Raw genomic sequence first — 22,102 nt, 5'->3', positions numbered from 1 at the left:
TCATCGCGGCGCTTAAAATTGATATCCGAAGGCTCGGATCTCGGGTTCGCAGACCCGTTCGATCAGGGTCCTGTCTGATTGGCCGAGTACATCCCGGTATGAGCGCGTGTCCTTCCGGAATCCGCCTTTGGCTTTTTGTTCAGGTAGTTGTAATTGCGTCGCGTCGACCCGGAGCGTTTGCGCGAGTTCCGCCAGATCCGACTCGAGCCGTTCGTAAAGAAGAACCCGGTCGACGAGGAGGTCATCGTCGATGGCGTAGTGTGCCCAGTTGGAGATCCACTGAGGCTTGTTTTTCTCCATCCAGACCAGGTACTCGGACACGCTGGGGAAATCCGTCTGCCCCTGTTCTTCGCGTCGGCCCTTCATCCACCAGTACCGCGACAGGGCACGGTCCCATGGGTTACGCTCGACCGTGACCTTGAGATAGCTGTCCCATACATGGCGAGGAAGCAGCGCGCGAAGAGTTCGTGCAGTAGTGTGCTGCCTCCAGCGTGCGCGTTGTCCCTGCGTCAGCAGCCGGCGCCACTCCCGGAACCCGCGGTGTGCACGAACGGGCTTCCGGTCACCGGTGGGGCCATAGCCGCCCTCTTCCTGTCGGAGTCTTTCTTCGCCCCGCTCCGAGCTCAGGCGCGTGACGATGTCTCCGGGGCCGCACAGGCGGGAGAGCGCGATCTCGATGCTGCTGCCGGCGGTTTTGCGGGTCTTGATGAAGACGAAGCGGTGCCGGTGGCAAACGATCATCCGGCGGGGCCCCCGGTGTTTGGCGAGAATATCGGTCTTATTACACCACAAACCGAGCAGGGCCGACCAGGTGAGCGGCTCACTTGAGCCTGACACGGTTAAGCCGGGTGTGGAATTTCGCAGGATGTATCATATGTGTACACGAGATCGAGTATGGTGCGTGCGCGCCTTCATTCCGGCCGGTTAACGGGGGCGACAGCATTGAACTCGCAATTGGTGATTTTTGCACCCTTCAAGGCCTGGGGCGGGATCGAGCGCAAGATGCTGATCCTGAGTCGGGAGTTCCTGCAACTGGGCATCCGGCCCCGGCTTGTGCTGACCCGCGGCGGACAGGTGCCCTACCCGGAGGAACTCCCGGCGGCCGTGGAGGTAGTGGATCTTCAGAGCAGGGGTAAATTCGACAGCCTGTTCAAGCTGCGGCGTCTGCTGCGGCAGGATCCGCCCGGGGCCGTGCTGACCGCCAAGGACCATTCGGCCAAGGTGGCGGTGCTGGGGCGCATGCTGGGGTGGGTGCCGTCGCCGGTGTTCGTGAAGGTGACCAATACTCCGAGCCAGACGTTGCGCCGCCCATTTAAGCGCCGTTCGGCGCGCTGGCTGTACCGGCATGCCGACCGGGTCATCGCGATCTCCGAAGGCGTCCGGGATGACCTGGTCGAGCATTTTGACGTGGATCCCGAACGGATCGAGGTGATCTACAACCCGACCGTAACCCCGGACATCCCCGAGCGCGTGAAGGCGCCGGTGGATCATCCCTGGTTCGCCGGTGACGGACCGCCGGTCATTGTCGGGGCCGGTCGTCTGACACCGCAGAAGGACTTTGCCACGCTGCTGGAGGCCTTCGCCCGGGTGCACGAACGGCGTGCGGTGCGGCTGGTGATCCTGGGCGAGGGCCCCCTGCGTGAAGCCCTGCTGGAGCAGGCACGGCGGCTGGGGGTGGCGGAGGCCGTTGACCTTCCCGGCTATGTCCCGGACCCGTTGCCCTATTTCGCCCGGGCCGGGGTCTTCTGCCTTTCTTCGCGTTATGAAGGGCTGGGTAACGTCCTGATCGAGGCGCTGGCGGCCGGAGCGCCGGCGGTGGCCACCGACTGTCCTTCCGGCCCGGCCGAGATCCTTCAGCACGGTCGGATCGGTCCGCTCGTGCCGGTGGGGGACGCGAATGCCCTGGCCGGGGCCCTGGAGGCGACGCTGGAAAACCCGCCCGGGGAGGAGCGGATCCGCGAAGGCCTGGATCGCTTCCGCAGCGACCGTGTCGCCCTTCGGTATGCGCAGGTCATGGGGCTGGTGAAGGCAGAGTCGACTGCGGCCCGTTCGTGAGGCGCGGCCGGCTGCCGTTATCCGGTTCTGTCGGAGACATACTCGGCAGGCGGGACATAACCGAGCCGGGCGAGCCGGTCGGATACGCTGGCAGCAAAGGTGCGCAGCTCTTCATCATGCTGCCAGGCGTGGGCCCGGTCGGGACGAAAAGCCGCGGCCGCTGCGGCCACCCGTTCGGCATCGGGGGGGCAGCCGCAGAACTCCAGGGCCTGCGGCAGCAGTCGCGCCGGATCCGTCAGCAGGTCCTCGTAGGCGATCTCCATGGCATTGGGGCCCAGGGCCCGGACATGCTCCCGGGCTCGCTGCAGGTAGCTTTCCCACAGGGAGAAGCCGCCTTCCAGCGTACGGCACCGTACCTGTGGAGCGAAGCCGCGACGTGCCGGGGCGCCGGGGTGATTGCAATACCACCCCCGCAGGGATCGATAGCGGTGCACGCGCTTGTCGAAGACCCCGCGGCGGCGGGCGCGCAGGCTTGCTGCCACATCCACGCCGTGCCGCGTGATATGCAGCACACGGGCCTGCGGGAAGAGCTCCAGCCACAACGGCAGCGTGTAGGTGTTGCGCGGATCCTTCCAGCCCCAGGGAGCGATTTGCCCGGGCATGCCGCCGCCGCGCAGTCCGCGGCGGAACCCGAGGAAGCGCAGACTGGCCGGTCCGCGCACGACCCCTTCCATGTAGTCCAGCAGCCACGGCCTGAGTGTTTCGTCTTCCAGCAACCAGTCGAACGACTCCGGACGGTCCCAGGTCGCGGAGGCCTCGCGGAAGAGCCAGGCGTTGATCGCGTTGGTGAATGCGGCTTCCTCGTTGCGGCTGGCACCGACGCCCATGAAGAATCCGGCCTGCTGCAGTACCCGGGTCAGCAGGCTGGTGCCCGAGCGGTGCATGCCGATGATGATGACGGGGGGGATCGCACGGGTGGTCATGATGCAGCGCTGTAATAGCGGTAGCCCGCGTACCAGGGGTCCAGGCGTTCGTTGATGATGGCCTCGACGTATTCGAGGCTCTCGCCGTCGAGGTATTCGCGGTAGCCGCCGACTTCGCCCTTGCGGGTCTTGTAGCTTTCGGCGTCGTCGGCGTCGCGGGCGGCCAGCGAACTGCTCCCCATCGCGTTGCGGGATTCCAGCTGGCGCATGTTGTCGAAGCGGCCGAAGTCTACCGCGGCCCGGAGGGTTTCCGTGGATACGTCCTGCATGCCGATGAATTCGAGCACCCGCCGGAGCTGGCCAGCGGTGTCGGCGTGCAGGTCTTCATAGCGCAGCAGCAGGAAATCGCCCGGCACGTCACGGTTGCGCGCCCAGATGTTGTAGAAATCGACCAATGTCTCGATCCCGCCGCGCCGCTCCCTGACATAGTCTTCCATTCGGCCCTGGTAGTTCGCGTTGCGGCGGGTCTTCTGGAAATAGGACGAAACAAGGACATCCCGGGGGTCGCGGACCATGAAGACGACCTTGCGCCCCGCATAGTCGCTCTTGTCCTGCTCCAGCTCCTCCGGCAGCAGGAACTCCGGACCGCCGTCGTGGTGCTGCAGGATGTAGGGGATGTCGCGCCAGGGGCGGGCATAGCCCCGCAGGCGCAGCGGCTTGCGCAGACGGATGCCGTAATGCAGTTCGAGGGCCTTGCTGAGGAGCACGACCAGCCAGGTCCTCCCGCATTTGGGGTAGGAGATCAGGTGGACGTCCGCACGCCGGCGCCGCCAGCGACGCCGGATATGCTGGATGCCGCGGCGCAGCGGGCCGCGATTGCGGGAAATGGCGGCCATGTTCAGCCGTCCTCGAAACGGTAGCCGAAGGCGGCGATCTCGCGCCGGCAGACGCGGTCAATGACCGCTCGGTCGGCATCACTCAGGATCTCGCGGTAGTCCTGCCGCCCCTGGCGAAAGCCGCTCTTGGCCCGCTGCTCGGGCAGCCGGATGTCGGTGCCGAGGCCCAGTTCCTGCTGCAGTTCCGTAAGTTCGGCATTCAGTTTTTCGTAGCGCAGAACCCGGTCCACGGCGATCTCGTCATCGATGGTGTAGTGATCCCAGTTGCTGAGCCAGTGCGGCTTGTGTTCCTCCAGCCAGGCGAGGTATTCGCTCAGGTTCGGGAAGTTATCGCGCCCCTTCTCTTCCCAGCGGTGTTTCTGCCACCAGTAGCGCGACAGGGCCCGGTCCCAGGGGTTGCGCTCGATGGTGAAGCGGAAATAGGAGTGCCAGATTCCGGGTCCGATAAAGGAACGGATCTGTGGCGCGCGAGCATGCTGTGGGTACTCGGTGCGCCGTCCCCGGAAGAGCAGCCGTCGCCATTCCTTCCATCCTCGGTGTTCGAGGGGGCGCTTGTGGCAATTAGTGGGGCCCTGACCGCCTTCGGCCCGGCGCAGCTCTTCCTCGCCGCGATTGGCGCTCAAAGGGGTGATGATGTCCTCGGGCCCGCAGGCGCGCGAAAGCCCGACTTCCAGGCTGGAGCCGGCGGTCTTGCGTGTCTTGATGAAGATGAAGCGATTGCGGTGCGAGATGATCACGATGAAGGGCCTTGTCGGGCGACTGGCTGGGTGGATTAGATCACAGGCGCGGGAACGCGACCAATCAGTGGTCGGAGGATGCCGGCGGGTGAGCGAGGCCGAGCGCGGCCAGGTAGGCGCGGGCGGAGCGCGCCGCATCGAACGGGGTGGTGGCCTGGCGCAGGGTGTCCGCCGAGGGGGGGCTGTCCAGTACCTGCTGCAGTGCTTCGGCGAGGGCCGCGTCGTCGCCCATGGGCACGACCGGGCCCTGTTGGCCGTGGCCGAGGATGTCGGCGGGGCCGGTGGGGCAGTCGGTGGTAACGGCCGGGGTGCCGCAGGCGAGGGCCTCCACCAGTACCGCGCCGGAGCCCTCGCGTCGCGAGGTCAGGGCGAAGGCATCGGCGCGGGCCATCCAGGCGTAGGGGTTGCCCTGAAAGCCGGGCAGGCACAGGTCATCCATGACGCCGAGTTCGCGTGCCAGTCCTTCCAGGGCCGGGCGTTCGCGGCCTTCGCCGAGGATGATCAGACGGGCCGGGCGTTGTTGGCGGAGGCGCGCGAAGGCGCGCAGAAGGGTGGCGAAATCCTTGCGCGGCTCCAGGGAGCCGGTGCCCAGGATGACGGGGACCGCCGGGTCGCGGTTTTCCCCCAGCCATGGGTGATCGGGGTCCTCGCTGGCCTGCTGCAGCAGGTCCGGGGTCACGATCGGGTTGGGGATGACGTGCAGATGCGGTTGAACCACGCCGGCGAGTCGCCGCAGGTCCTCACCGACACCGGCCGACGGGGCGATCACGGCATCCGCACGGGGATACCAGCGTTGCATGGAGCGCTGCAGGCGCCGGGCCCGGCGCCGGGGCAGGGCCTCCAGCGTGGCGGCGACCGACATGCCCATGCGGATCGCGACCGGCATGCGCGGTCGGGCCAGTGCGCGCGCGAGCAGCGCCGCGCGATTGAGGCGGTGGCTGGCGGTGTACAGGGCGCGGGGGCGGTGGCGCAGGAGATAAGCGATCAGCGCGGGCAGGACGGTGTTGCGGTGGGCGGCCCGCAGCGGGACATGGCGGACGTTGTCCGGCAGCTCGTCGATATACGGTCCGTGCCCGCAGATCGTCACCAGGTCGAATGGCTGGTCTACGTCTGCGAATTCCTGGACCAGGTTGGCCACCACGCGATCCACCCCGCTGTGTCCGGAGGTCGCGAAGAACAGGGCGACGGGGTGTTTGGCGCGATTACGCATCGGAAGATGTCGCCTGCCTCAGTGCATCCAGGCGCTCGGTGACCTCGGCCACCGTGATGCGCTCCATCACGTTCGGTTCGCGCACGCGCCGGCCCCAGCGCAGGTCTTCGGGCGGCTTGCCGAACGCGGCCCGGCAGGCCTCGGGGTACTGGTTGACCACCCATTGCCGGCTGCAATAGGGGCCGGTGCGGTCGGGGTTCGAGCCGGCGTACAGGCCGATCACCGGGGTGCCCGTGGCGTTGGCCATGTGGGCGGGGCCGGAGTCGGGCGAGACCAGCACCTGAGCGCATTCGAGCACGGCCAGCAGCTGCTTGAGGTCGGTCCGGCCGACCAGGTTGGTGACGGGGTGCCGGCATTGCGCGGCGATGGCCTCGCCGTATTCGCGTTCCAGGTCGGTGGGGCCGCCGGTCAGCACGATGTCCATGCCATGGCGCTCGGCGGCGTGGTCGGCGACCGCCGCGTAGCGTTCCGGGGCCCAGTTGCGGAAGTTGCGAAAGCGCGCGCTGGAGCACGGGTTGATGGCGAGCCAGGGTCGGTCCGCGGGCAGGTAGCCGGCGGCCCAGGTCCGGGCTGCATCCGGCACCGGAATGTCCCAGCGCAGAAGGCGTTCGCGCACCCCGAGCGCCTCGGCGAAGCCGAAGAAGCCGTCGAGTACGTGTTCGCGCGGGCGATGGGCGATGCGGTGGCGGGTGAACAGCCACTGGAAGTCGCGCGCGCGCTGGCGGTCGAAGCCCAGGCGCTGGCGCGCGGGGACCTGCAGGCCCAGCAGGCTGGCGCGCAGCGAGACCTGCATCTGCAGCAGGACGTCAAAGCGGCGTCCGCGCAGGGCGCGGCGCAGGTCGCCGTAGGCGCGGCGGCCGCGGTTCTTGTCCACGACCACGAATTCGACCCCGGGCAGTCCTTCCAGCAGCCGGTGTTCCAGCCGCCCGATGATCCAGGTGATGCGGGTCTGCGGCCAGGCGGCCTGCAGGCTGCGCACCACCGGGACGACGTGGGTGCAGTCACCCAGGGCCGACAGCCGTAGCAGGCACAGCTCGTCCGGCGGGGCATTGATCAGCGGGCGGTCGGCCGAATACTCAGGAGGCATCGTCCGGGCCCTGTTCGCGGGCGGCCTTCTTGCGCTTTTTCTTCAGGGCCTTCTTTTTCTTGTTATTCTGCCAGGGCATGCGCCCGATATGCTTGGTGCGCAGGCCGGGATACGGGTCGGGTGCGTCCTCGGGCTGGGTCTTGAACCGCCGATGGGCCCAGAAATACTGCTGCGGCGCGTGCCGGACCGCGTCTTCCAGCACCGCGTTCATGCGGGCGGCGTCGCGGGCGCGATCCTCGCTCGGGTAGTCCTCCAGCGGCGGCCCCACCACGAACTCGTAGCCGTCGCCGGCGTCGTTTACGTAATAGAACATCGGCAGCACCCGCGCCCGGCCCATGTGTGCCAGCCGCGACAGGCCGGTGGTCGTGGAGGCCTGCATGCCGAAAAACGGCGCGAACACCTGCTCGGTGCGCCGCATGTTCTGGTCGCCGGCGTACCAGATGGTCCCGCCCTTTTTCAGCTTGCGCAGGATCCCGCGGATGTCGTCCTTGGAGATCACGCGTTCCAGCTTGCGTTCGCGGCCGTAACGCAGGGCACGTTCCAGCACCGGTTTCTTGTCCATGGGCTTGTAGATCGCGGCCATCGGTACCTGTGCGCCGAACAGCCGACCGGCCATCTCGATGCAGGAGAAATGCCCGGACAGCAGGATCACCGGGTCACCGGCCTCGTGCGCCGCCTTCAGGTGCTCCATCCCGTGGAAGCGGCACGGCACGCGATCCACCGCCGGTCCGCCGAACCAGCCCAGTGCCACCTCGGCCACCCCGCGACCGGTGTAGCCGAAGTTCGCGCGCACCCAGCGTTCGCGTTCTTCCGGGTCGAGGTCCGGGAAACACAGCTCGAGGTTGCGGCGCACCACGTAGCGCCGGTCCCGCGCCAGGTAGTAGAGCAGGTGGCCCAGCCCGGTGCCCAGGCGGATCGCCCAGCGCCAGGGCAGGCGGGCGAGCAGCCACAGCAGGGCTGTGGCCAGGGCCTGTCCCCAGTTGGCCGGATGCCAGGCTTGTTCGCGGCGTTGCGATGTCATCGTTGGTCGAAGTCGGGTGTCGAGTAGATAATGTTGCGCATTGTACATTCGGGACCGCCGGGACGGGGCGTCGCCGGTGGCCGTCTCCGGGGTCGCCCCCCGAAAGTGAGGAACGCGTGCAGGAAGGGATCGCAGCAGAGTTGCAGGCCGCCAGCCGGCTGTTCGGACAACTGGCCGAGGATGCGGAATTCCTCGGGGAGGTGGAGGCCGTCGCGCGGCGCTGGCTGGCCAGCCTGGATGCCGGCGGCCAGATCCTGCTCGCGGGCAACGGCGGCAGTGCGGCGGATGCCCAGCACATCGCGGCCGAGATCGTGTGCCGTTACCGCGTGGTGCGGCCGGGCGCGGCGGCGGTTGCGCTGACCACCGACACCTCGGTGCTGACGGCCATCGCCAACGACTTCGGTTACGAGCATGTGTTCGCGCGGCAGGTCGAGGCGCTGGGGCGCCCCGGCGACGTACTGGTCGGCTTCACCACCTCGGGCGAGTCTCCCAATGTGCTGCGCGCGCTGGAAACCGCCGGGCGCCAGGGCCTGACCACGGTCGCGCTGACCGGCGCGCGGGGGCTGCCCGCCGGCCCCGCGGTGGACCACCTGCTGGCGGTGCCGGACGCCGCGACCGCACGGGTGCAGGAGGTGCACGGGCTGATCGGGCATCTGTTGTGCGCCGTGGTGGAAGATGCCCTGGTTGCCCGCGCGCAGGGCGACGCGGCGCCGTGAGCCGGCCGGCGCTGTTCCTCGACCGTGATGGCGTGATCAACGTGGATCACGCCTATGTGTACCGCCCCGAGGACTTCGATTTCATGCCCGGGATCTTCGAACTGGTGGCCCGGGCCGGTGCCGCCGGCTACCCCGTGGTGGTGGTCACCAACCAGTCCGGCATCGGTCGCGGGTACTACGGCGAGGACGACTTCGAGCGGCTGACGCAGTGGATGCGGGCCCGTTTTGCCGAACGCGGCGGACGTCTGGATGCGGTCTATCATTGCCCGCACCATCCGCGCGATGCGCTGGAGCCCTGGCGGCGCGACTGTCCGGACCGCAAACCCGCCCCGGGCATGCTGTTGCGGGCGCGGGACGCGCTGGACGTGGATCTGGCGCATTCGGTACTGGTGGGAGATCGCCCCTCCGACCTGGAGGCCGCGCGCCGTGCCGGGGTGGGCACGCGGCTGCTGTTCGCCCCGGAGACCCCGGATGCGGAACAGGCGGCTGCGCTGCAGGCGGATCCGCAGGCACGCCGGATCCGTTCCCTGCAGGAGGCGGCGGCGCTTCTGGAGACGGAACGCTCCTGATGCGGCGCGCCGGCTACGCGGTCCTGTCGCACCTGCTGGCGCTGGTCATGGGCGCGGTCCTGTGGCGGCGTGCCGCGCGCAATAACGTACCGGCGGCGCGCCGCCTGGAATGGTTGGGCCGGGGTGGCGCGCCGCCATCGGGCACGTGGTGGGTGCATGCCGCCTCGGTGGGCGAGGTGGAGGCCGCCCTGCCGCTGATACGGGGGCTGCGCGAGCGGTTTCCCGAAGTGCCCGTGCTGGTGACCACCACCACGCCCGAGGGCGCGGCGCGGATCACGGCGGCGGGCATCGACGACGTCCACCACCGTTTTCTGCCGCTGGATCTCCCCGGCGCCGTGCGGCGCTTCGTGGTCGCGGCCCGACCGCGTGCCGGGGTGATCGTGGAGACCGAGCTGTGGCCGCATCTGTTCGCGGCCTGCGAGCGCGCCGGGGTGCCCCTGGTGCTGGCCAGCGGCCGGCTCTCGGATCGTGCGTTCCGGCGCTATCAGCGCCAGCAGCCGCTGATCGGCGAGGTACTGGGCGTGCCGCAGCGAATCCTCGCGCAGGATTCCACGGCCGCCGGGCGGTTCCGGGCACTGGGCGCGCCGCCCGGGCGGGTGGAGATCGGCGGCAACCTGAAGTTCGATCGCGATCTGCCTGCGGGCGCCGAGGGGGGCGCGGCACTCCGTGCCGCCCTGTGTTCCGCGGAGGTGCCGGTGTGGGCGGCGGTCAGTACCCGCGAGGGCGAGGACGAGGCTGTGCTGGCGGCTCATGCCGCCTTGCGCAGGCACCATCCGGACGCACGGCTGATCTGGGTACCGCGCCACCCGCAGCGTTTCGATACGGTGGCGCGGGCGGCCGCGGACGCGGGCCTGTCAGTGGCGCGACGCTCGCTGCTGGCGGACGCGCCCGGCCGCGCGGACCGCGAGGCCGACGTGCTGCTGGGGGATACCCTCGGCGAGATGGGGCTCTATCTCGCCGCGGCCGACGTGGCCTTCGTCGGTGGCAGTCTGGTTCCGCTGGGCGGACAGAATCTGCTGGAGCCGGCGGCCCTGGGGCGACCGGTGCTCACCGGTCCGGACGTGTCGAATTTCGCCGCCGTCGCCCGCGCCCTGGATGCCGTGGAGGCCCGCATCGAGGTCGCCGATGGCGACGCGCTGGGCGCGGCTCTGGCCGAACTGTTCGACGACCCGGAACGAGGGCGGCGCATGGCCGTAGCCGGCCAGGATGTGGTGGCCTCCGGGCGCGGTGCCGTGGCGCGGGTCCTGGGTGTGCTGGAGGAGACGGTGGCGGCAGGCTGATTCCGTGCCGGCGCCGCCTGGCTTCCTGGCACAGAACCTGCCGATCGGTTATGGCCGGATCGAGGGCGTCCACCGGCCATGTTCGCGTGCGAGCACGCTCCCACCTTTCTGTTCGCATCACCCCGCCCGTGGAAGCGTGCTCGCACGCGAACCGACAGGGCCCGGGTCACTCCCCGGAACCGCCGGATGACTCGCTCTCCGACCGCATCCGTTTGAATCGCAGCCAGCCCGGTCAGCGCCGGAAGATCACTCTTCGGGGCCGGCCTGTTCCTCCTCGCCGAACTGGCCCTTCTGCAGCGCGGCGTAATGCCCGCCGGCCTCCATCAGCTCGTTGTGCGTGCCGGATTCCACCACCCGGCCGTCGTCCAGCACCAGGATGCGGTCGGCGTCTTCCACCGTGGACAAGCGGTGCGCGATCACCAGGGTCGTGCGCCCGCGCATCAGCTGTTCCAGGGCGTCCTGGATCTTCTGCTCGGACTCCGAGTCCAGCGCCGAGGTGGCCTCGTCGAGGATCAGGATGGGTGCGTCCTTGAGCAGGGCGCGGGCGATTGCCAGCCGTTGCCGCTGCCCGCCGGAGAGCATCACGCCGTTCTCGCCCACCACGGTGTCGAAGCCGTCGGGCAGGTCGTCGATGAACTCCAGGGCGTTGGCCGCGCGCGCAGCCTCGTGCAGCTCTTCGGCGGAGGGTTCGCGCGCCAGGCCGTAGCCGATGTTGTTGGCCACGGTGTCGTTGAACAGCACCACCTGCTGGCTGACCAGCGCCATCTGCCCGCGCAGGTCGCGCAGTGGATATTCCCGCACCGGATGGCCGTCCAGGCGCACTTCCCCGTGTTCGGGTTCGTAGAAGCGTGGAATCAGACTGGCCAGGGTGCTCTTGCCGCTGCCGGACCGTCCGACCAGGGCCACGGTCTGCCCCGGCCGGATCTCCAGCGAGATGTCGCGCAGCACCCAGTCCTCGGTCTGCGGATAGCGGAACCAGACATGGTCGACCTCGAGATGTCCCTCGGCCCGTTCCAGGCGGCGTTCACCGTGGTCCGGTTCCGGGGAGGTGTCCAGCACCTCGAAGACGCTCTCGCCGGCTGCCAGCGCTTTCTGGATCTCCGAGTTGACCTTGACCACCCGTTTGAGCGGGGGCAGCAGCAGAAGCATGGCCGCAATGAAGGAAATCATGCCGCCGGGGGTGATCGTCTCCATCACCATGTCCATGGTGGCCAGATAAACGATGATGGCCAGCGCGATGACCGCACCGAACTGTGACAGGGGCTGACTGGCGGCCTCCACCGTCTTGTAGCGCATGAACTGTCGGTGGTGGCGCTCGTTGATCTTGCGGAAGCGGCTGGATTCATAGTCTTCGGCGCCGAAGATCTTGACCTCCGAATGCCCGCGAATGCTGTCTTCCGCGACCTGGGCATAATCCCCCACCGAGCGCTGCATACGCCGGCTGAACTTGCGAAAACGCTTGTTGGCTGCGGTAATGACCAGGGCTACCGCGGGTGCCAGTCCGAACACGATCAGCATCAGCCAGCCGCTGAGCCAGGTCATGTACATCAACAGGAAAAGGATGGTGAAGCTGTCCTTGACCAGGATCAGGATGGCCTTGGAAGCGGCCGCACTGATCTGATTGACGTTATAGGTAAGCTTGGCCAGCAGGGTGCCGGAGGAATGCCGGTCAAAGAACCCTGCCGGCAGCCGCAGGTACTGATCGAATACGGCCTGGCGGATGTCCTTGACCACTTTACGGCCGACCCAGGCCACCGTGTATTGTGCGGCGAAGGTGGTGAATGCATAGAAGAAAAAGATGCCCACCAGACCCAGCGGCACCCAGATGCGGGCATCCGGATCCTGCTGGATGAACGTGCCATCCACCAGCGGCTGGATGATCCAGGCGAAGGCGGCCTGGCCAGCGGCGGCCAGGATCATTGAGATGATCGCCACGATGCCCATGCGCCAGTACGGCTTGATGAACTGGAAGATCCGGCGGAACAGATTCCAGGATTCGCCGGCGCTGGGGTGGGTGGCGTCGAGTGCTTTTCTCTTCATGCGATTGCGGGGTCCTGGTCGGAACGCCGGCTGCGGGATTGGCTGCGAAGCCGGGCAGGCATGATAACAGACCTCCCCGGGCGCCTCCGGGGCGCGGCGGTGCGTCATTCGTTCGGGCGCAGCCAGCCCCCGCATTGCCGGCACTGGTAGCGGTAACCCTTGTTGCGAATCAGGGCGTGGCGCTGCGGGCTCAGCGCATGGTGCCTGCAGTCGCAGACATAAGCATAGGTGCGCTGGCGGCGTGCGGGTGTGAGCGGTGTGGCATGACGCACCCGGGGCGTGGCGCCGAGGTGGTGCATGATGGCCTGCCATTCCGCGCCGTGGGGGCGTACCCGGCGTCCGCGATAAAGGGCGTAAACCGCGGCATGGGCCACTTCGTGTGCAATGGTTTCCGGGAAATGCGCATCCCAGTCGTGAACAAAGGCCTCGGGGTTGAAACGGATGGCCTCCTGACCCCGGTGCACTCGGAATTGCCCTGCGGCGCGGCCGCGCAGATCAAAGCGTATCTCCGGGGTGGCGGTCGCGGGCTGACCGGTGGCCTCGATGTAAAAGGAACGCGTACGCCGACGGATGCGATCCCGCGATTCGGTGTCGAGATTCATGCAGAATTTTGGTTTCTTTCGGGGATTCGTGGCATATTTGTCAAAAGATGGCGCGACCGCAATATTTTATGCGTCGTTATCTTCCGGAATTCGCATTGAGGCGGATTCTGCAGACATCGAAACGAATATTGGAGTGAGTAATGGCTGTGGATGACAAGAAGGCTTCCGAACTGTCGGCCGAGGAACTTTATGCCCTGGCACGGGAACGCGAGCGCGAGGAAGAGGAACGCAAGGAAGCCGAGCGCAAGGAAAAACGCGAGGCGCTGAAGGAAAAGCGCCGCGAAATGGTCGCCCGGCACAAGGCCGAACTGCGCGAACTCGACCGCCAGATCGAGGAACTGGGCGGGCGCGTCGGGGGCCGGCGGAAGGCCTCGTCCGCACGCGGCGGGCGTCGCGGTGGCGGTGGTTCCATCAGCCAGAAACTGTGCGACATCGTGGCCTCTCAGCCCGAAATGAGCGTGAAGGACATCAAGGCCGAGGCCGAGAAGGCCGGGCTTGATACCCGTAACATCAGCCAGACGCTGGCCTACCTCAAGCGTCAGGGTCGTCTGACGTCGCCGCGTCGCGGCGTTTACAAGGCCGCCTGAGAAAGGGGCGCGCGGGAGCGGGCGGTCCGCCCCTCCCCCTCCCGTCCCGCGGGAGAAAGCCGACGGCCTCATCCGGCCGTGGATTTCAGCTCGAGTCCGTTTGCGGGGTCGCGTGACAACGCGGTTTCGCCGTTCAGCCAGCGCTGAATCTCGGCGCCCGCCACGTGATGGCGCCAGCCGCTGCCGAGGCGACTGTCCTGCGCGCGTCCGCGCACTAGTTCCACAACATCCTTGCGCTGGGCGATGGCCGCGGGCGTGATCTCCTGTCGGCGGGCGAGTTCGCGCAGCAGGGCCATGGCCATGTCGGCGAGCACCTCGTCGGCCTCGGACAGCGGCTTCTGCTTCGGCAATGCCGGCCATTCCGACTGCGGACGTTCGCGTCCTGCCCGAATCGCCTCCAGCAGGCCCTGCACCCGGTCGTCATTCATGCCCGAGGGGAAACCGCGCAGCCCGCGCAGTTGTGCTCTCCCTGCGGGTGCCCGGCGGGCGATCTCCAGCAGCAGGTCATCGCTCAGGACCCACTTGCGCGGCCGGTCGCTGCTCTGCGCCGTGCGTTCGCGCCATGCGGCCACAGCCTGGAGTATGGAGAGTTCTCGTGGTTTCAGGCGTTTGTGTCCGGAGACCCGGCGCCAGGCCGCCTCGGGATCCGCGCGGTAGGCCTCGGGGTCGGCGAGGGCGTCCATCTCCGGCTGCAGCCATTCCAGGCGCCCGCTGCTCTCCAGTTCCGCGTGCATCTGCTGGTACAGGGCCGCGAGATAGCGCACATCGTCGGCGGCATATGCCAGCTGCTCCGAATCCAGCGGACGGCGTGACCAGTCGGTGCGGGTCTGGCTCTTGTCCAGTTCGTGATCCAGCACCGCGCGGACCAGATTGGCATAACCGATCTGATCGCCGTGGCCGAGCATCGCCGCGGCAATCTGGGTGTCGAATACCGGTGCGGGTACGTCGCCGGTCTCGCGCAGCAGGATTTCCATGTCCTGCCAGGCGGAGTGAAAGACCTTGGTGACCGACCGGTCATGCAGCATCGGCGCCAGACCCTTCACGTCCAGTGCCAGCGGGTCGAAGCTGGCGATGTGCTCGGGGGTGGCCGCCTGGATCAGGCAGAGCTTCGGGTAATAGGTCTTCTCGCGCAGGAACTCGGTGTCCAGGGCGATCCAGGGGGCACCCCGGACGGCCTGAAGGAATGCCTGCAGGCCGTCCGGGGTGTCGATCAGGCCGTGATCATGCATGGTCTTCGTCGGGACGGTTCTTTTCGAATGCCTCCAGCTGCTCGGTGCTGGCCGGTTTCTGATACCGCTCCTTCCATTCGGCGTAGGGCATGCCGTAGACGATCTCGCGGGCGGCCTCGTAGTCGACGGACTCGCCGCGTTCCTCGGCGGCCGCGACATACCATTTGGACAGGCAGTTGCGGCAGAAACCGGCGAGGTTCATCAGATCGATGTTCTGGACGTCCTTGCGCTCGTCCAGATGCTGAAGCAGGCGGCGGAAAACCGCGGCCTCGATCTCGGGCTGCTTGTTCGGATCCATGGGGCCTCCGGTCGAATGGGGATTGTATGGCTCGGGGAGTATGCCGCAGGCCGGCGGCCGAGTGCGACGGCCCGCGTGCCGGTTCAGGTGAGATGCAGCAGCCAGCGTTTGCGCACGTCGCGCAGCAGCACGAAGATCAGGGGCCACACCAGCGCGCTGCTGAGCACGGGGGCCCAGTACCACGGGGTGCCCGGCGGCAGGCCGGTCAGGCCCTGCGGCCACAGCGCCACCAGTTTGTACAGGGCGATCAGGCCGATTACCACGATCATCTGCTGCCATACAGGATAAACCCGCAGGCGTGAATGCAGCTGGATGGTCAGATAGGCCACCAGCGCCATGGCCACGGCGTTCTGGCCGAGCAGTTGTCCCAGCAGGACATCCAGCAGCAGTCCGGACACGAACGCGGTGAACACCCCGATGCGCTGGGGAAAGGCCATGGCCCAGTAGATCAGGACCAGTGCCACCCATTCCGGACGTAGCAGCGCGAGGCCCTCGGGCATCGGCACGATGGCCAGCGCCAGCGCCGCCAGCAGGCTCAGCGGCACCGGCCAGGGGATGCCCGCGCCGCCGCTCATGATGCCGGGCCGGTTTCGGTTTCGTCTTCGGTGGGCAGCGGAGTCGGGATCGCGTCGCGTTCATGGTCCTCCATCCACAGCAGCAGGACTTCGCGCGAGCGGTCCAGCGCGGCCAGGGGTTCCGCCTCGATGGCCAGGAACGGCTCGCCCGGCGGGCGTTCCACCGAGGTGACCCGCGCGACCGGGTAGTCTGCGGGGAAGCGCCCGCCCAGCCCCGAGGTCAGCAGCAGGTCGCCCTCGACGATGTCCTCCTGCGGCGGGACGTGGCGCATGTGCAGGCGCTGGGGGTTGCCGGTGCCGACGACGATGCCGCGCAGGCCGGTGCGGGCGCTGACTACCGGCAGTGCATGTCCGGGATCCGAGATCAGCAGGGCCGTGGCGCTGGAGTATTCGGCGGAGAGGATCTGACCGACAACGCCGTCGGCGTCGATCACCGGTTGTCCGGCATACACCGCATCGCGCTGTCCCTTGTCGAGCACGATCTGTTGGCGGAACGGGTCCAGGTCCACCGCAAGGATCTGCGCGACCTGGACTTCCTCGTCGGCCTGGCGGGCGGTGTTGAGCAGGGCGCGCAGACGGTCGTTCTCCGCCTGCAGTGCCTCGAAGCGGAGCTGGCGGGCGCGCAGCTCGCTGTTTTCGCGACGCAGGATGCGGTTCTCCACTACCAGGTCCTCGCGGCTGGAGAACGATTCCAGGACCCGCGAGCCCGCGCGGATGGGCGCATCCACCGCGACCTGGATCGGGTAGGCCACGGTGGCGAGTACGCTGCGCACCGTCTGCAGTTCGTTCAGGCGGTGGTCGAGCACCATCAGCGCGACCCCCACCAGGACCACGACGAGCAGGCGAAGCGTGGGCGAGATGCCCAGTCTGAACAGGGGCTTGCTTATAACCGAACCTCCGGAACGCGGGGCGACTCCCGGGGGCGCGCCCGGGCCCGGAGTTTACTCCATGGAAAGGAAGTCGACCCGTTTCTCGTCGAGCATTTCCAGAACCCGGCCGCCTCCGCGGGCAACGCAGGTGAGGGGATCATCGGCCACGACCACCGGGATGCCGGTTTCCTCCATCAGCAGACGGTCGATCTGCTGCAGCATCGCCCCGCCACCGGTCAGCACGATGCCGCGCTCGGCGACATCGGAACCCAGCTCCGGCGGGGTCTGTTCCAGTGCCGTGCGCACCGCCGACACGATCCCGTACAGCGGATCCTGCAGGGCCTCGAGGATCTCGTTGGAGTTCAGGGTGAACGAGCGCGGCACGCCCTCGGACAGGTTGCGGCCCTTGACCTCGATCTCCAGCAGCTCCTTGCCCGGATAGGCCGAACCCACCGCATGCTTGATGCGTTCGGCCGTGGCCTCGCCGATCAGGACGCCGTAGTTGCGGCGCACGTAGGCCATGATGGCCTCGTCGAAGGTGTCGCCGCCGATGCGCACCGACTCAGAGTAGACGATCCCGTTCATCGACAGTACGGCGACCTCGGAGGTGCCGCCGCCGATGTCCAGCACCATCGAGCCGACCGCCTCGTCCAGCGGGATGCCGGCACCGATCGCCGCGGCCACCGGTTCCTGCAGCAGGTAGACCTTGCGCGCCCCGGCGCCAAAGGCGGATTCGCGGATCGCGCGGCGCTCCACCTGAGTGGCGCCGCAGGGCACGCAGACCAGCACCCGCGGGCTGGGCCGGAAGATCCGCCGCTCGTGCACCTTCTTGATGAAGTACTGCAGCATCTTCTCGGTGGTGGTGAAGTCGGCGATCACGCCGTCCTTCATCGGCCGGATGGTCACGACGTGCTCCGGTGTGCGCCCGAGCATCTTCTTGGCCTCGATGCCGACGGCCTCGATCGAACGCGGCCCCCCGGGGCCCCGGTCCTGTCGGATCGCGACAACCGAGGGCTCGTTGAGCACGATGCCCTGGCCGCGCATGTAGATCAGCGTATTGGCCGTGCCGAGGTCGATGGAGATGTCGTTGGAGAACAGCCCCAGGAGGCGTTTGAGCATGGGGTACGAACCTGCTTGCATGGTCGGCGGGAAAGTCACGGACTCTAGCAACCGCCCCGGGTTTGGGCAAGGTCGGGGTTGTGGTAAGTTTGCGCTCCGTCTCAGCGTATCCCTGAGTGTTTCGTTATCGCCCGCAGCGAGGGTCCGCAAGCCATGTCCGTAGACACCGAACACGTCCAGCGCATCGCCGAGCTTTCGCGTCTGGCGATGGATGACGACCAGGCCCGCGAGTTTGCCGGCGGGCTGAGTGACATCTTCGACTTCGTCGAGCAGCTCGACGGCGCCGACATCGAGGGGGTGGAGCCGATGGCCCATCCGATGGACGCGGCTCAGCGCCTGCGCCCGGACGCGGTCACCGAGCCCGACCGGCGCGACGACTACCAGGCCATTGCCCCGGCGGTGGAAGGGGGGCTCTACCTGGTGCCGCGCGTCATTGAATGACGCGCCATCCGCCGAATCGCCTGCGGCGCGCCCTGTGCGCCGCTTTCAGCCACGCTTGAAGGAAAGAGTCCCGAGTCCATGACCCAGGAAACCCTCTCCGACTGGGTACGCAAGCTGCGCGCCCGAGAGATCAGCTCGCGCGAGCTCACCCGCCTGTACCTGGACCGCATCGAGCGTCTGGATGCGGATCTCAACAGCTTCGTCACCGTAACCGCCGAGTCCGCGCTGGAGCAGGCGGACGCCGCCGATGCGCGTCTGGCGAAGGGCGAAGAGGCCCCGCTGCTGGGCGTGCCGGTGGCGCAGAAGGACATCTTCTGCACCCGCGGCGTGCGCACCGCCTGTGGCTCGCGCATGCTCGACCCGTTTGTCTCGCCCTACGACGCCACGGTGGTCGAGCGCATGCACGCCGCCGGCGCGGTGATGCTGGGCAAGACCAACATGGACGAGTTCGCGATGGGTTCGTCCAACGAGACCAGCTTCTACGGTCCGGTGCGCAACCCCTGGGACACCGCGCGGGTCCCGGGCGGCTCCTCCGGCGGTTCCGCGGCCGCGGTGGGCGCACGTCTGGCGCCCGGCGCCACCGGCACCGACACCGGTGGCTCCATCCGCCAGCCGGCCGCGTTCTGTGGGATCACCGGCCTCAAGCCGACCTACGGTCGGGTCTCGCGCTACGGCATGATCGCCTTCGCCTCCAGCCTGGACCAGGGCGGGCCGATGGCGGCCTCGGCCGAGGACTGCGGGCACATGCTCAACGCAATGGCCGGGTTCGACGAGCGCGACTCGACCAGTCTCGAACGCCCGGCCGAGGATTTCACCGCGGCGCTGGACGCCGACCTCACCGGGCTGCGCATCGGCCTGCCGCAGGAGTTCTTCGGCGAAGGCCTGGATGACGGCATCCGCGCCGCGCTGGACGAGGCGATCCGGGTGCTGCGCGAGCGCGGCGCCGAGATCCGCGAGGTCAGCCTGCCCAACAGCCACCTGTCGGTGCCGGCCTATTACGTGGTGGCCCCGGCCGAGGCCTCGTCCAACCTTTCGCGGTTCGACGGCGTGCGCTACGGCTATCGCTGCGAGGATCCGCAGGATCTGCTGGACCTGTACACCCGTTCGCGCGGCGAGGGCTTCGGCGCCGAGGTCAAACGGCGCATCATGGTGGGCACCCATGTGCTGTCCGCCGGCTACTACGACGCCTACTATCTCAAGGCGCAGAAGGTCCGCCGGGTGATCGCCGACGACTTCCGCCGGGTGTTCGCCGACGTCGACCTGCTGCTGGGCCCGACCACGCCGGAACTGCCGTTCGAACTGGGGGCCAAGAGCGCCGACCCGGTCAAGATGTACCTCTCGGATATCTACACCATCGCCGCCAACCTGGCGGGGCTGCCGGCGATGTCGCTGCCGGCGGGCGAGGTGCAGGGGCTGCCGGTCGGGCTGCAGCTGATCGGCAACTACTTCGACGAGGCGCGCATGATCGGCGTCGCACACCAGTTTCAGCAGGAGACCGACTGGCACGCCCGCGTGCCGTCGGCCTTTGCCTGAGGGGTCGCAGCATGGAATGGGAAACCGTCATCGGGCTGGAGATCCACGCCCAGCTCAATACCGTCTCCAAGATCTTTTCCGGGGCGCCCACCGCCTACGGCGCCGAGCCCAACCGTCAGGCCTGCCCGGTGGACCTGGGCATGCCCGGCGTGCTGCCGGTGCTCAACCGCGGGGTGGTCGAGCGTGCGGTGATGCTGGGGCTGGCGGTCGACGCCGAAATCGCCCCGCGCTCGGTGTTCGCGCGCAAGAATTACTTTTACCCGGACCTGCCCAAGGGCTACCAGATCTCGCAGTTCGAGCTGCCGATCGTAGCCAGCGGGCATCTGGACATCGAGCTGGAGGACGGCTCGACCAAGCGCATCGGCGTGACCCGTGCGCACCTCGAGGAAGACGCCGGCAAGAGTCTGCACGAAGGCTTCGAGGCGATGACCGGCATCGACCTCAACCGCGCCGGCACCCCGCTGGTGGAGATCGTCTCCGAGCCGGACCTGCGTTCGGCGAAGGAGGCGGTCGCCTACATGAAGAAGCTGCACTCGCTGGTGCGCTACCTCGACATCTGTGACGGCAACATGCAGGAGGGCAGTTTCCGCTGCGACGCCAACGTGTCCATCCGTCCGAAGGGCCAGGCGGAATTCGGTACCCGTGCGGAGCTGAAGAACCTCAACTCCTTCCGCTTCGTCGAGCGTGCGATCAACTTCGAGATCGAACGCCAGATCGACGTGATCGAGGGTGGCGGCCGCGTGGTGCAGGAGACCCGCCTGTACGATCCGGACCGCGACGAGACGCGTTCGATGCGTACCAAGGAAGAGGCCAACGACTACCGCTACTTCCCCGATCCGGACCTCCTGCCGGTGGAGGTCGATCAGGGCTTCATCGAAGAAATCCGCGGCCGCCTGCCGGAGCTGCCCGACGCCAAGCGCGAGCGTTTCGTGCGCGAGTACGAACTGCCGGAATACGATGCCGGCGTGCTCACCGCGACCCGCGAGATGGGGGATTTCTACGAGGCGGTGGTGCGGGGCTGCAATGCGCCCAAACTGGCCGCCAACTGGGTGATGGGCGAGTTCTCCGCCGCGCTCAACCGCTCCGAGGTGGAGCTCGCCGAGGCCCCGGTGGATGCCGGGGCGCTGGCCGGACTGCTGGCGCGCATCCAGGACGAGACCATCTCCGGCAAGATCGCCAAGGAAGTGTTCGAGGCGATGTGGAACGGCGAGGGCGATGCCGACAGCGTGATCGAGGCCAAGGGGCTGAAGCAGATCACCGACACCGGCGCGATCGACGCCATCATCGACGAGGTGATCGCGAACAACCCGAAGCAGCTCGAGCAGTACAAGGGCGGCAAGGACAAGCTGTTCGGGTTCTTCGTCGGCCAGGTGATGAAGGCCACCCAGGGCAAGGCCAATCCGGCCCAGGTCAACGAGCGGCTGAAGGAACGCCTGGATCAGGCATGAGTGATGCGGGCATGGGCGCGGCATCCGCGCGCGAAGCCGATACCCTGCACCGCTTCATGCTGGAAAACACCGGGGTGCGCGGCGAATGGGTGCACCTCGACCAGGCATGGCAGGCGGTGCTGGAGCGCCACCCCTACCCGCCGGTGGTGCGCGACCTGCTGGGGCAGGCCTGCGCCGCGGTCACCCTGGTCGCCGCCACGCTCAAGTTCAAGGGCTCCCTGATCCTCCAGGTCACGGGTTCCGGTCCGCTGCACATGCTGGTGGCGCAGGCGGACGGGCAGGGGCATCTGCGCGGGGTGGCCCGTTATCACGAGACCCCGCCGGAAGACGGCACACTGGAGGCGATCCTGGGCGAGGACGCGCGGGTGATGATGACCCTGGATCCCGGGGACGGCGGCGAGCGCTATCAGGGTGTTGTGGAGCTGCGCGGGCAGACCCTGGCCGCGGCCCTGGACGGGTATTTCGAGCAGTCCGAGCAGCTCCCCACGCGGGTCTGGCTGGCCGCCGATGGCCAGCGCGCCGCGGGCATGCTGCTGCAGGGGCTGCCGGATGACAGCGGGCAGCCGCTGTCGCGCGACAGCGAGGACTGGAACCGCGCGACCACCCTGGCCGCGACCACCACGGCGGCCGAATTGCTGCAGCTGGACGCAGGGTCGCTGCTGGGCCGGCTGTTCGCCGAGGAGCGCGTGCGCCTGTTCGACGGCTCCACGGTGGAATTCCACTGCCACTGCTCGCGCGAGCGCGTGGCCACCACCCTGCAGAGCCTCGGGGTGGACGAGATCCGCTCGATCCTGGCCGAGCAGGGCCGCATCGAGGTCACCTGCGAGTTCTGCAACGCGCAGTACGTGTTCGATGCGGTGGATGCCGAGGCTCTGTGCCGTCCGGGCAACGCGCAGCCGCCGGGGCCCGATACCTCGCAATAGGGGG

At 67.8% G+C, this 22,102-nt stretch carries 23 protein-coding genes; 9 read left to right on the top strand and 14 right to left on the bottom strand.

Annotated elements, in window-relative coordinates; all coding sequences use genetic code 11:
- Positions 1 to 12: 12 nt before the first annotated feature.
- On the bottom strand, positions 13 to 741 hold the full coding sequence (locus D893_RS05305; RefSeq protein WP_110619292.1) for a sulfotransferase family 2 domain-containing protein: 729 nt from the start codon (positions 739 to 741) through the stop codon (positions 13 to 15).
- A 213-nt stretch (positions 742 to 954) separates the two neighbouring features.
- On the opposite strand from D893_RS05305, the gene D893_RS05300 reads away from it, so the two are divergent.
- A complete protein-coding gene (locus tag D893_RS05300; protein ID WP_110619291.1) occupies positions 955 to 2,055 on the top strand; it encodes a glycosyltransferase in 1,101 nt (366 codons plus the stop codon).
- Between the two features lie 17 nt (positions 2,056 to 2,072).
- On the opposite strand, the gene D893_RS05295 is transcribed toward D893_RS05300, so the two are convergent.
- The 6 genes from D893_RS05295 to D893_RS05270 form a co-directional block, all read right to left on the bottom strand.
- On the bottom strand, positions 2,073 to 2,978 hold the full coding sequence (locus D893_RS05295) for a sulfotransferase (RefSeq protein WP_110619290.1): 906 nt from the start codon (positions 2,976 to 2,978) through the stop codon (positions 2,073 to 2,075).
- Entirely contained in the window at positions 2,975 to 3,814 is an 840-nt protein-coding gene (locus tag D893_RS05290) for a sulfotransferase domain-containing protein (RefSeq protein ID WP_018947458.1), read from the bottom strand. Before D893_RS05290 ends, D893_RS05295 begins: the two co-directional genes overlap by 4 nt.
- Before the next feature lie 2 nt (positions 3,815 to 3,816).
- A complete protein-coding gene (locus tag D893_RS05285; RefSeq protein ID WP_110619289.1) occupies positions 3,817 to 4,551 on the bottom strand; it encodes a sulfotransferase family 2 domain-containing protein in 735 nt (244 codons plus the stop codon).
- Between the two features lie 64 nt (positions 4,552 to 4,615).
- Positions 4,616 to 5,761: a glycosyltransferase gene (locus D893_RS05280; protein WP_110619288.1), complete on the bottom strand. Its 1,146-nt coding sequence runs from the start codon at positions 5,759 to 5,761 to the stop codon at positions 4,616 to 4,618.
- Positions 5,754 to 6,848: a glycosyltransferase family 9 protein gene (locus tag D893_RS05275; protein WP_077244130.1), complete on the bottom strand. Its 1,095-nt coding sequence runs from the start codon at positions 6,846 to 6,848 to the stop codon at positions 5,754 to 5,756. The genes D893_RS05280 and D893_RS05275 overlap by 8 nt, the downstream gene beginning before the upstream one ends.
- Complete coding sequence (locus D893_RS05270) at positions 6,838 to 7,869, bottom strand: lipid A biosynthesis acyltransferase (RefSeq protein ID WP_110619287.1); 1,032 nt, start codon at positions 7,867 to 7,869, stop codon at positions 6,838 to 6,840. Before D893_RS05270 ends, D893_RS05275 begins: the two co-directional genes overlap by 11 nt.
- A 140-nt stretch (positions 7,870 to 8,009) precedes the next feature.
- Between D893_RS05270 and D893_RS05265 the strand changes: the two genes are divergently transcribed.
- From D893_RS05265 to D893_RS05255, 3 genes are read left to right on the top strand one after another with little or no spacing between them, the layout of a single operon-like run.
- Positions 8,010 to 8,585: an SIS domain-containing protein gene (locus D893_RS05265; protein WP_024328237.1), complete on the top strand. Its 576-nt coding sequence runs from the start codon at positions 8,010 to 8,012 to the stop codon at positions 8,583 to 8,585.
- Positions 8,582 to 9,154 carry a D-glycero-beta-D-manno-heptose 1,7-bisphosphate 7-phosphatase gene (gene gmhB / locus D893_RS05260; RefSeq protein WP_018947452.1) on the top strand — a complete coding sequence of 191 codons (573 nt, stop codon included), beginning with the start codon at positions 8,582 to 8,584 and terminating at the stop codon, positions 9,152 to 9,154. Before D893_RS05265 ends, gmhB begins: the two co-directional genes overlap by 4 nt.
- On the top strand, positions 9,154 to 10,434 hold the full coding sequence (locus tag D893_RS05255; RefSeq protein ID WP_110619286.1) for a 3-deoxy-D-manno-octulosonic acid transferase: 1,281 nt from the start codon (positions 9,154 to 9,156) through the stop codon (positions 10,432 to 10,434). Before gmhB ends, D893_RS05255 begins: the two co-directional genes overlap by 1 nt.
- A gap of 246 nt (positions 10,435 to 10,680) precedes the next feature.
- On the opposite strand, the gene msbA is transcribed toward D893_RS05255, so the two are convergent.
- Positions 10,681 to 12,474, bottom strand: a complete 1,794-nt coding sequence (gene msbA / locus D893_RS05250) for a lipid A export permease/ATP-binding protein MsbA (protein WP_018947450.1) — start codon at positions 12,472 to 12,474, stop codon at positions 10,681 to 10,683.
- A gap of 104 nt (positions 12,475 to 12,578) precedes the next feature.
- On the bottom strand, positions 12,579 to 13,076 hold the full coding sequence (locus tag D893_RS05245) for a SprT-like domain-containing protein (RefSeq protein WP_018947449.1): 498 nt from the start codon (positions 13,074 to 13,076) through the stop codon (positions 12,579 to 12,581).
- Positions 13,077 to 13,216: 140 nt separating this feature from the next.
- Between D893_RS05245 and D893_RS05240 the strand changes: the two genes are divergently transcribed.
- Positions 13,217 to 13,663 carry a hypothetical protein gene (locus D893_RS05240; RefSeq protein ID WP_024328233.1) on the top strand — a complete coding sequence of 149 codons (447 nt, stop codon included), beginning with the start codon at positions 13,217 to 13,219 and terminating at the stop codon, positions 13,661 to 13,663.
- A gap of 68 nt (positions 13,664 to 13,731) precedes the next feature.
- Here D893_RS05240 and rnd read toward each other — a convergent pair whose 3' ends face one another.
- The 5 genes from rnd to D893_RS05215 form a co-directional block, all read right to left on the bottom strand.
- Positions 13,732 to 14,892, bottom strand: a complete 1,161-nt coding sequence (gene rnd, locus D893_RS05235) for a ribonuclease D (RefSeq protein ID WP_024328232.1) — start codon at positions 14,890 to 14,892, stop codon at positions 13,732 to 13,734.
- Positions 14,885 to 15,190 (bottom strand): DUF1244 domain-containing protein, encoded by a 306-nt coding sequence (locus D893_RS05230; protein WP_024328231.1) that lies wholly within the window; start codon positions 15,188 to 15,190, stop codon positions 14,885 to 14,887. The genes rnd and D893_RS05230 overlap by 8 nt, the downstream gene beginning before the upstream one ends.
- 83 nt (positions 15,191 to 15,273) lie before the next feature.
- Complete coding sequence (gene mreD / locus D893_RS05225; protein WP_018947445.1) at positions 15,274 to 15,765, bottom strand: rod shape-determining protein MreD; 492 nt, start codon at positions 15,763 to 15,765, stop codon at positions 15,274 to 15,276.
- Positions 15,762 to 16,625, bottom strand: coding sequence for a rod shape-determining protein MreC (mreC, locus tag D893_RS05220; RefSeq protein ID WP_255349523.1), 864 nt, complete (start codon positions 16,623 to 16,625; stop codon positions 15,762 to 15,764). Before mreC ends, mreD begins: the two co-directional genes overlap by 4 nt.
- Positions 16,626 to 16,706: 81 nt before the next feature.
- Positions 16,707 to 17,753 carry a rod shape-determining protein gene (locus D893_RS05215; RefSeq protein WP_018869798.1) on the bottom strand — a complete coding sequence of 349 codons (1,047 nt, stop codon included), beginning with the start codon at positions 17,751 to 17,753 and terminating at the stop codon, positions 16,707 to 16,709.
- A 153-nt stretch (positions 17,754 to 17,906) separates the two neighbouring features.
- Between D893_RS05215 and gatC the strand changes: the two genes are divergently transcribed.
- The 4 genes from gatC (at position 17,907) to hslO (ending at position 22,098) form a co-directional block, all read left to right on the top strand.
- Complete coding sequence (gatC, locus tag D893_RS05210; RefSeq protein ID WP_077244137.1) at positions 17,907 to 18,194, top strand: Asp-tRNA(Asn)/Glu-tRNA(Gln) amidotransferase subunit GatC; 288 nt, start codon at positions 17,907 to 17,909, stop codon at positions 18,192 to 18,194.
- Positions 18,195 to 18,272: 78 nt separating this feature from the next.
- Positions 18,273 to 19,727 carry an Asp-tRNA(Asn)/Glu-tRNA(Gln) amidotransferase subunit GatA gene (gatA, locus tag D893_RS05205; RefSeq protein WP_077244138.1) on the top strand — a complete coding sequence of 485 codons (1,455 nt, stop codon included), beginning with the start codon at positions 18,273 to 18,275 and terminating at the stop codon, positions 19,725 to 19,727.
- Positions 19,728 to 19,738: 11 nt separating this feature from the next.
- Complete coding sequence (gene gatB / locus D893_RS05200; RefSeq protein ID WP_110619285.1) at positions 19,739 to 21,175, top strand: Asp-tRNA(Asn)/Glu-tRNA(Gln) amidotransferase subunit GatB; 1,437 nt, start codon at positions 19,739 to 19,741, stop codon at positions 21,173 to 21,175.
- The gene (gene hslO, locus D893_RS05195; RefSeq protein ID WP_077244140.1) at positions 21,172 to 22,098 is read left to right on the top strand and encodes an Hsp33 family molecular chaperone HslO; all 927 of its coding nucleotides are present in this window, start codon (positions 21,172 to 21,174) and stop codon (positions 22,096 to 22,098) included. The genes gatB and hslO overlap by 4 nt, the downstream gene beginning before the upstream one ends.
- Positions 22,099 to 22,102 lie beyond the last annotated feature (4 nt).

The sequence above is a fragment of the Thioalkalivibrio sp. ALE21 genome (assembly GCF_003208255.1).
GTDB classification, from domain to species: Bacteria; Pseudomonadota; Gammaproteobacteria; order Ectothiorhodospirales; family Ectothiorhodospiraceae; genus Thioalkalivibrio; species Thioalkalivibrio halophilus.
Note: the sequence above shows the minus strand (reverse complement) of the source record. Positions and strands in the feature narration are given on the sequence as shown.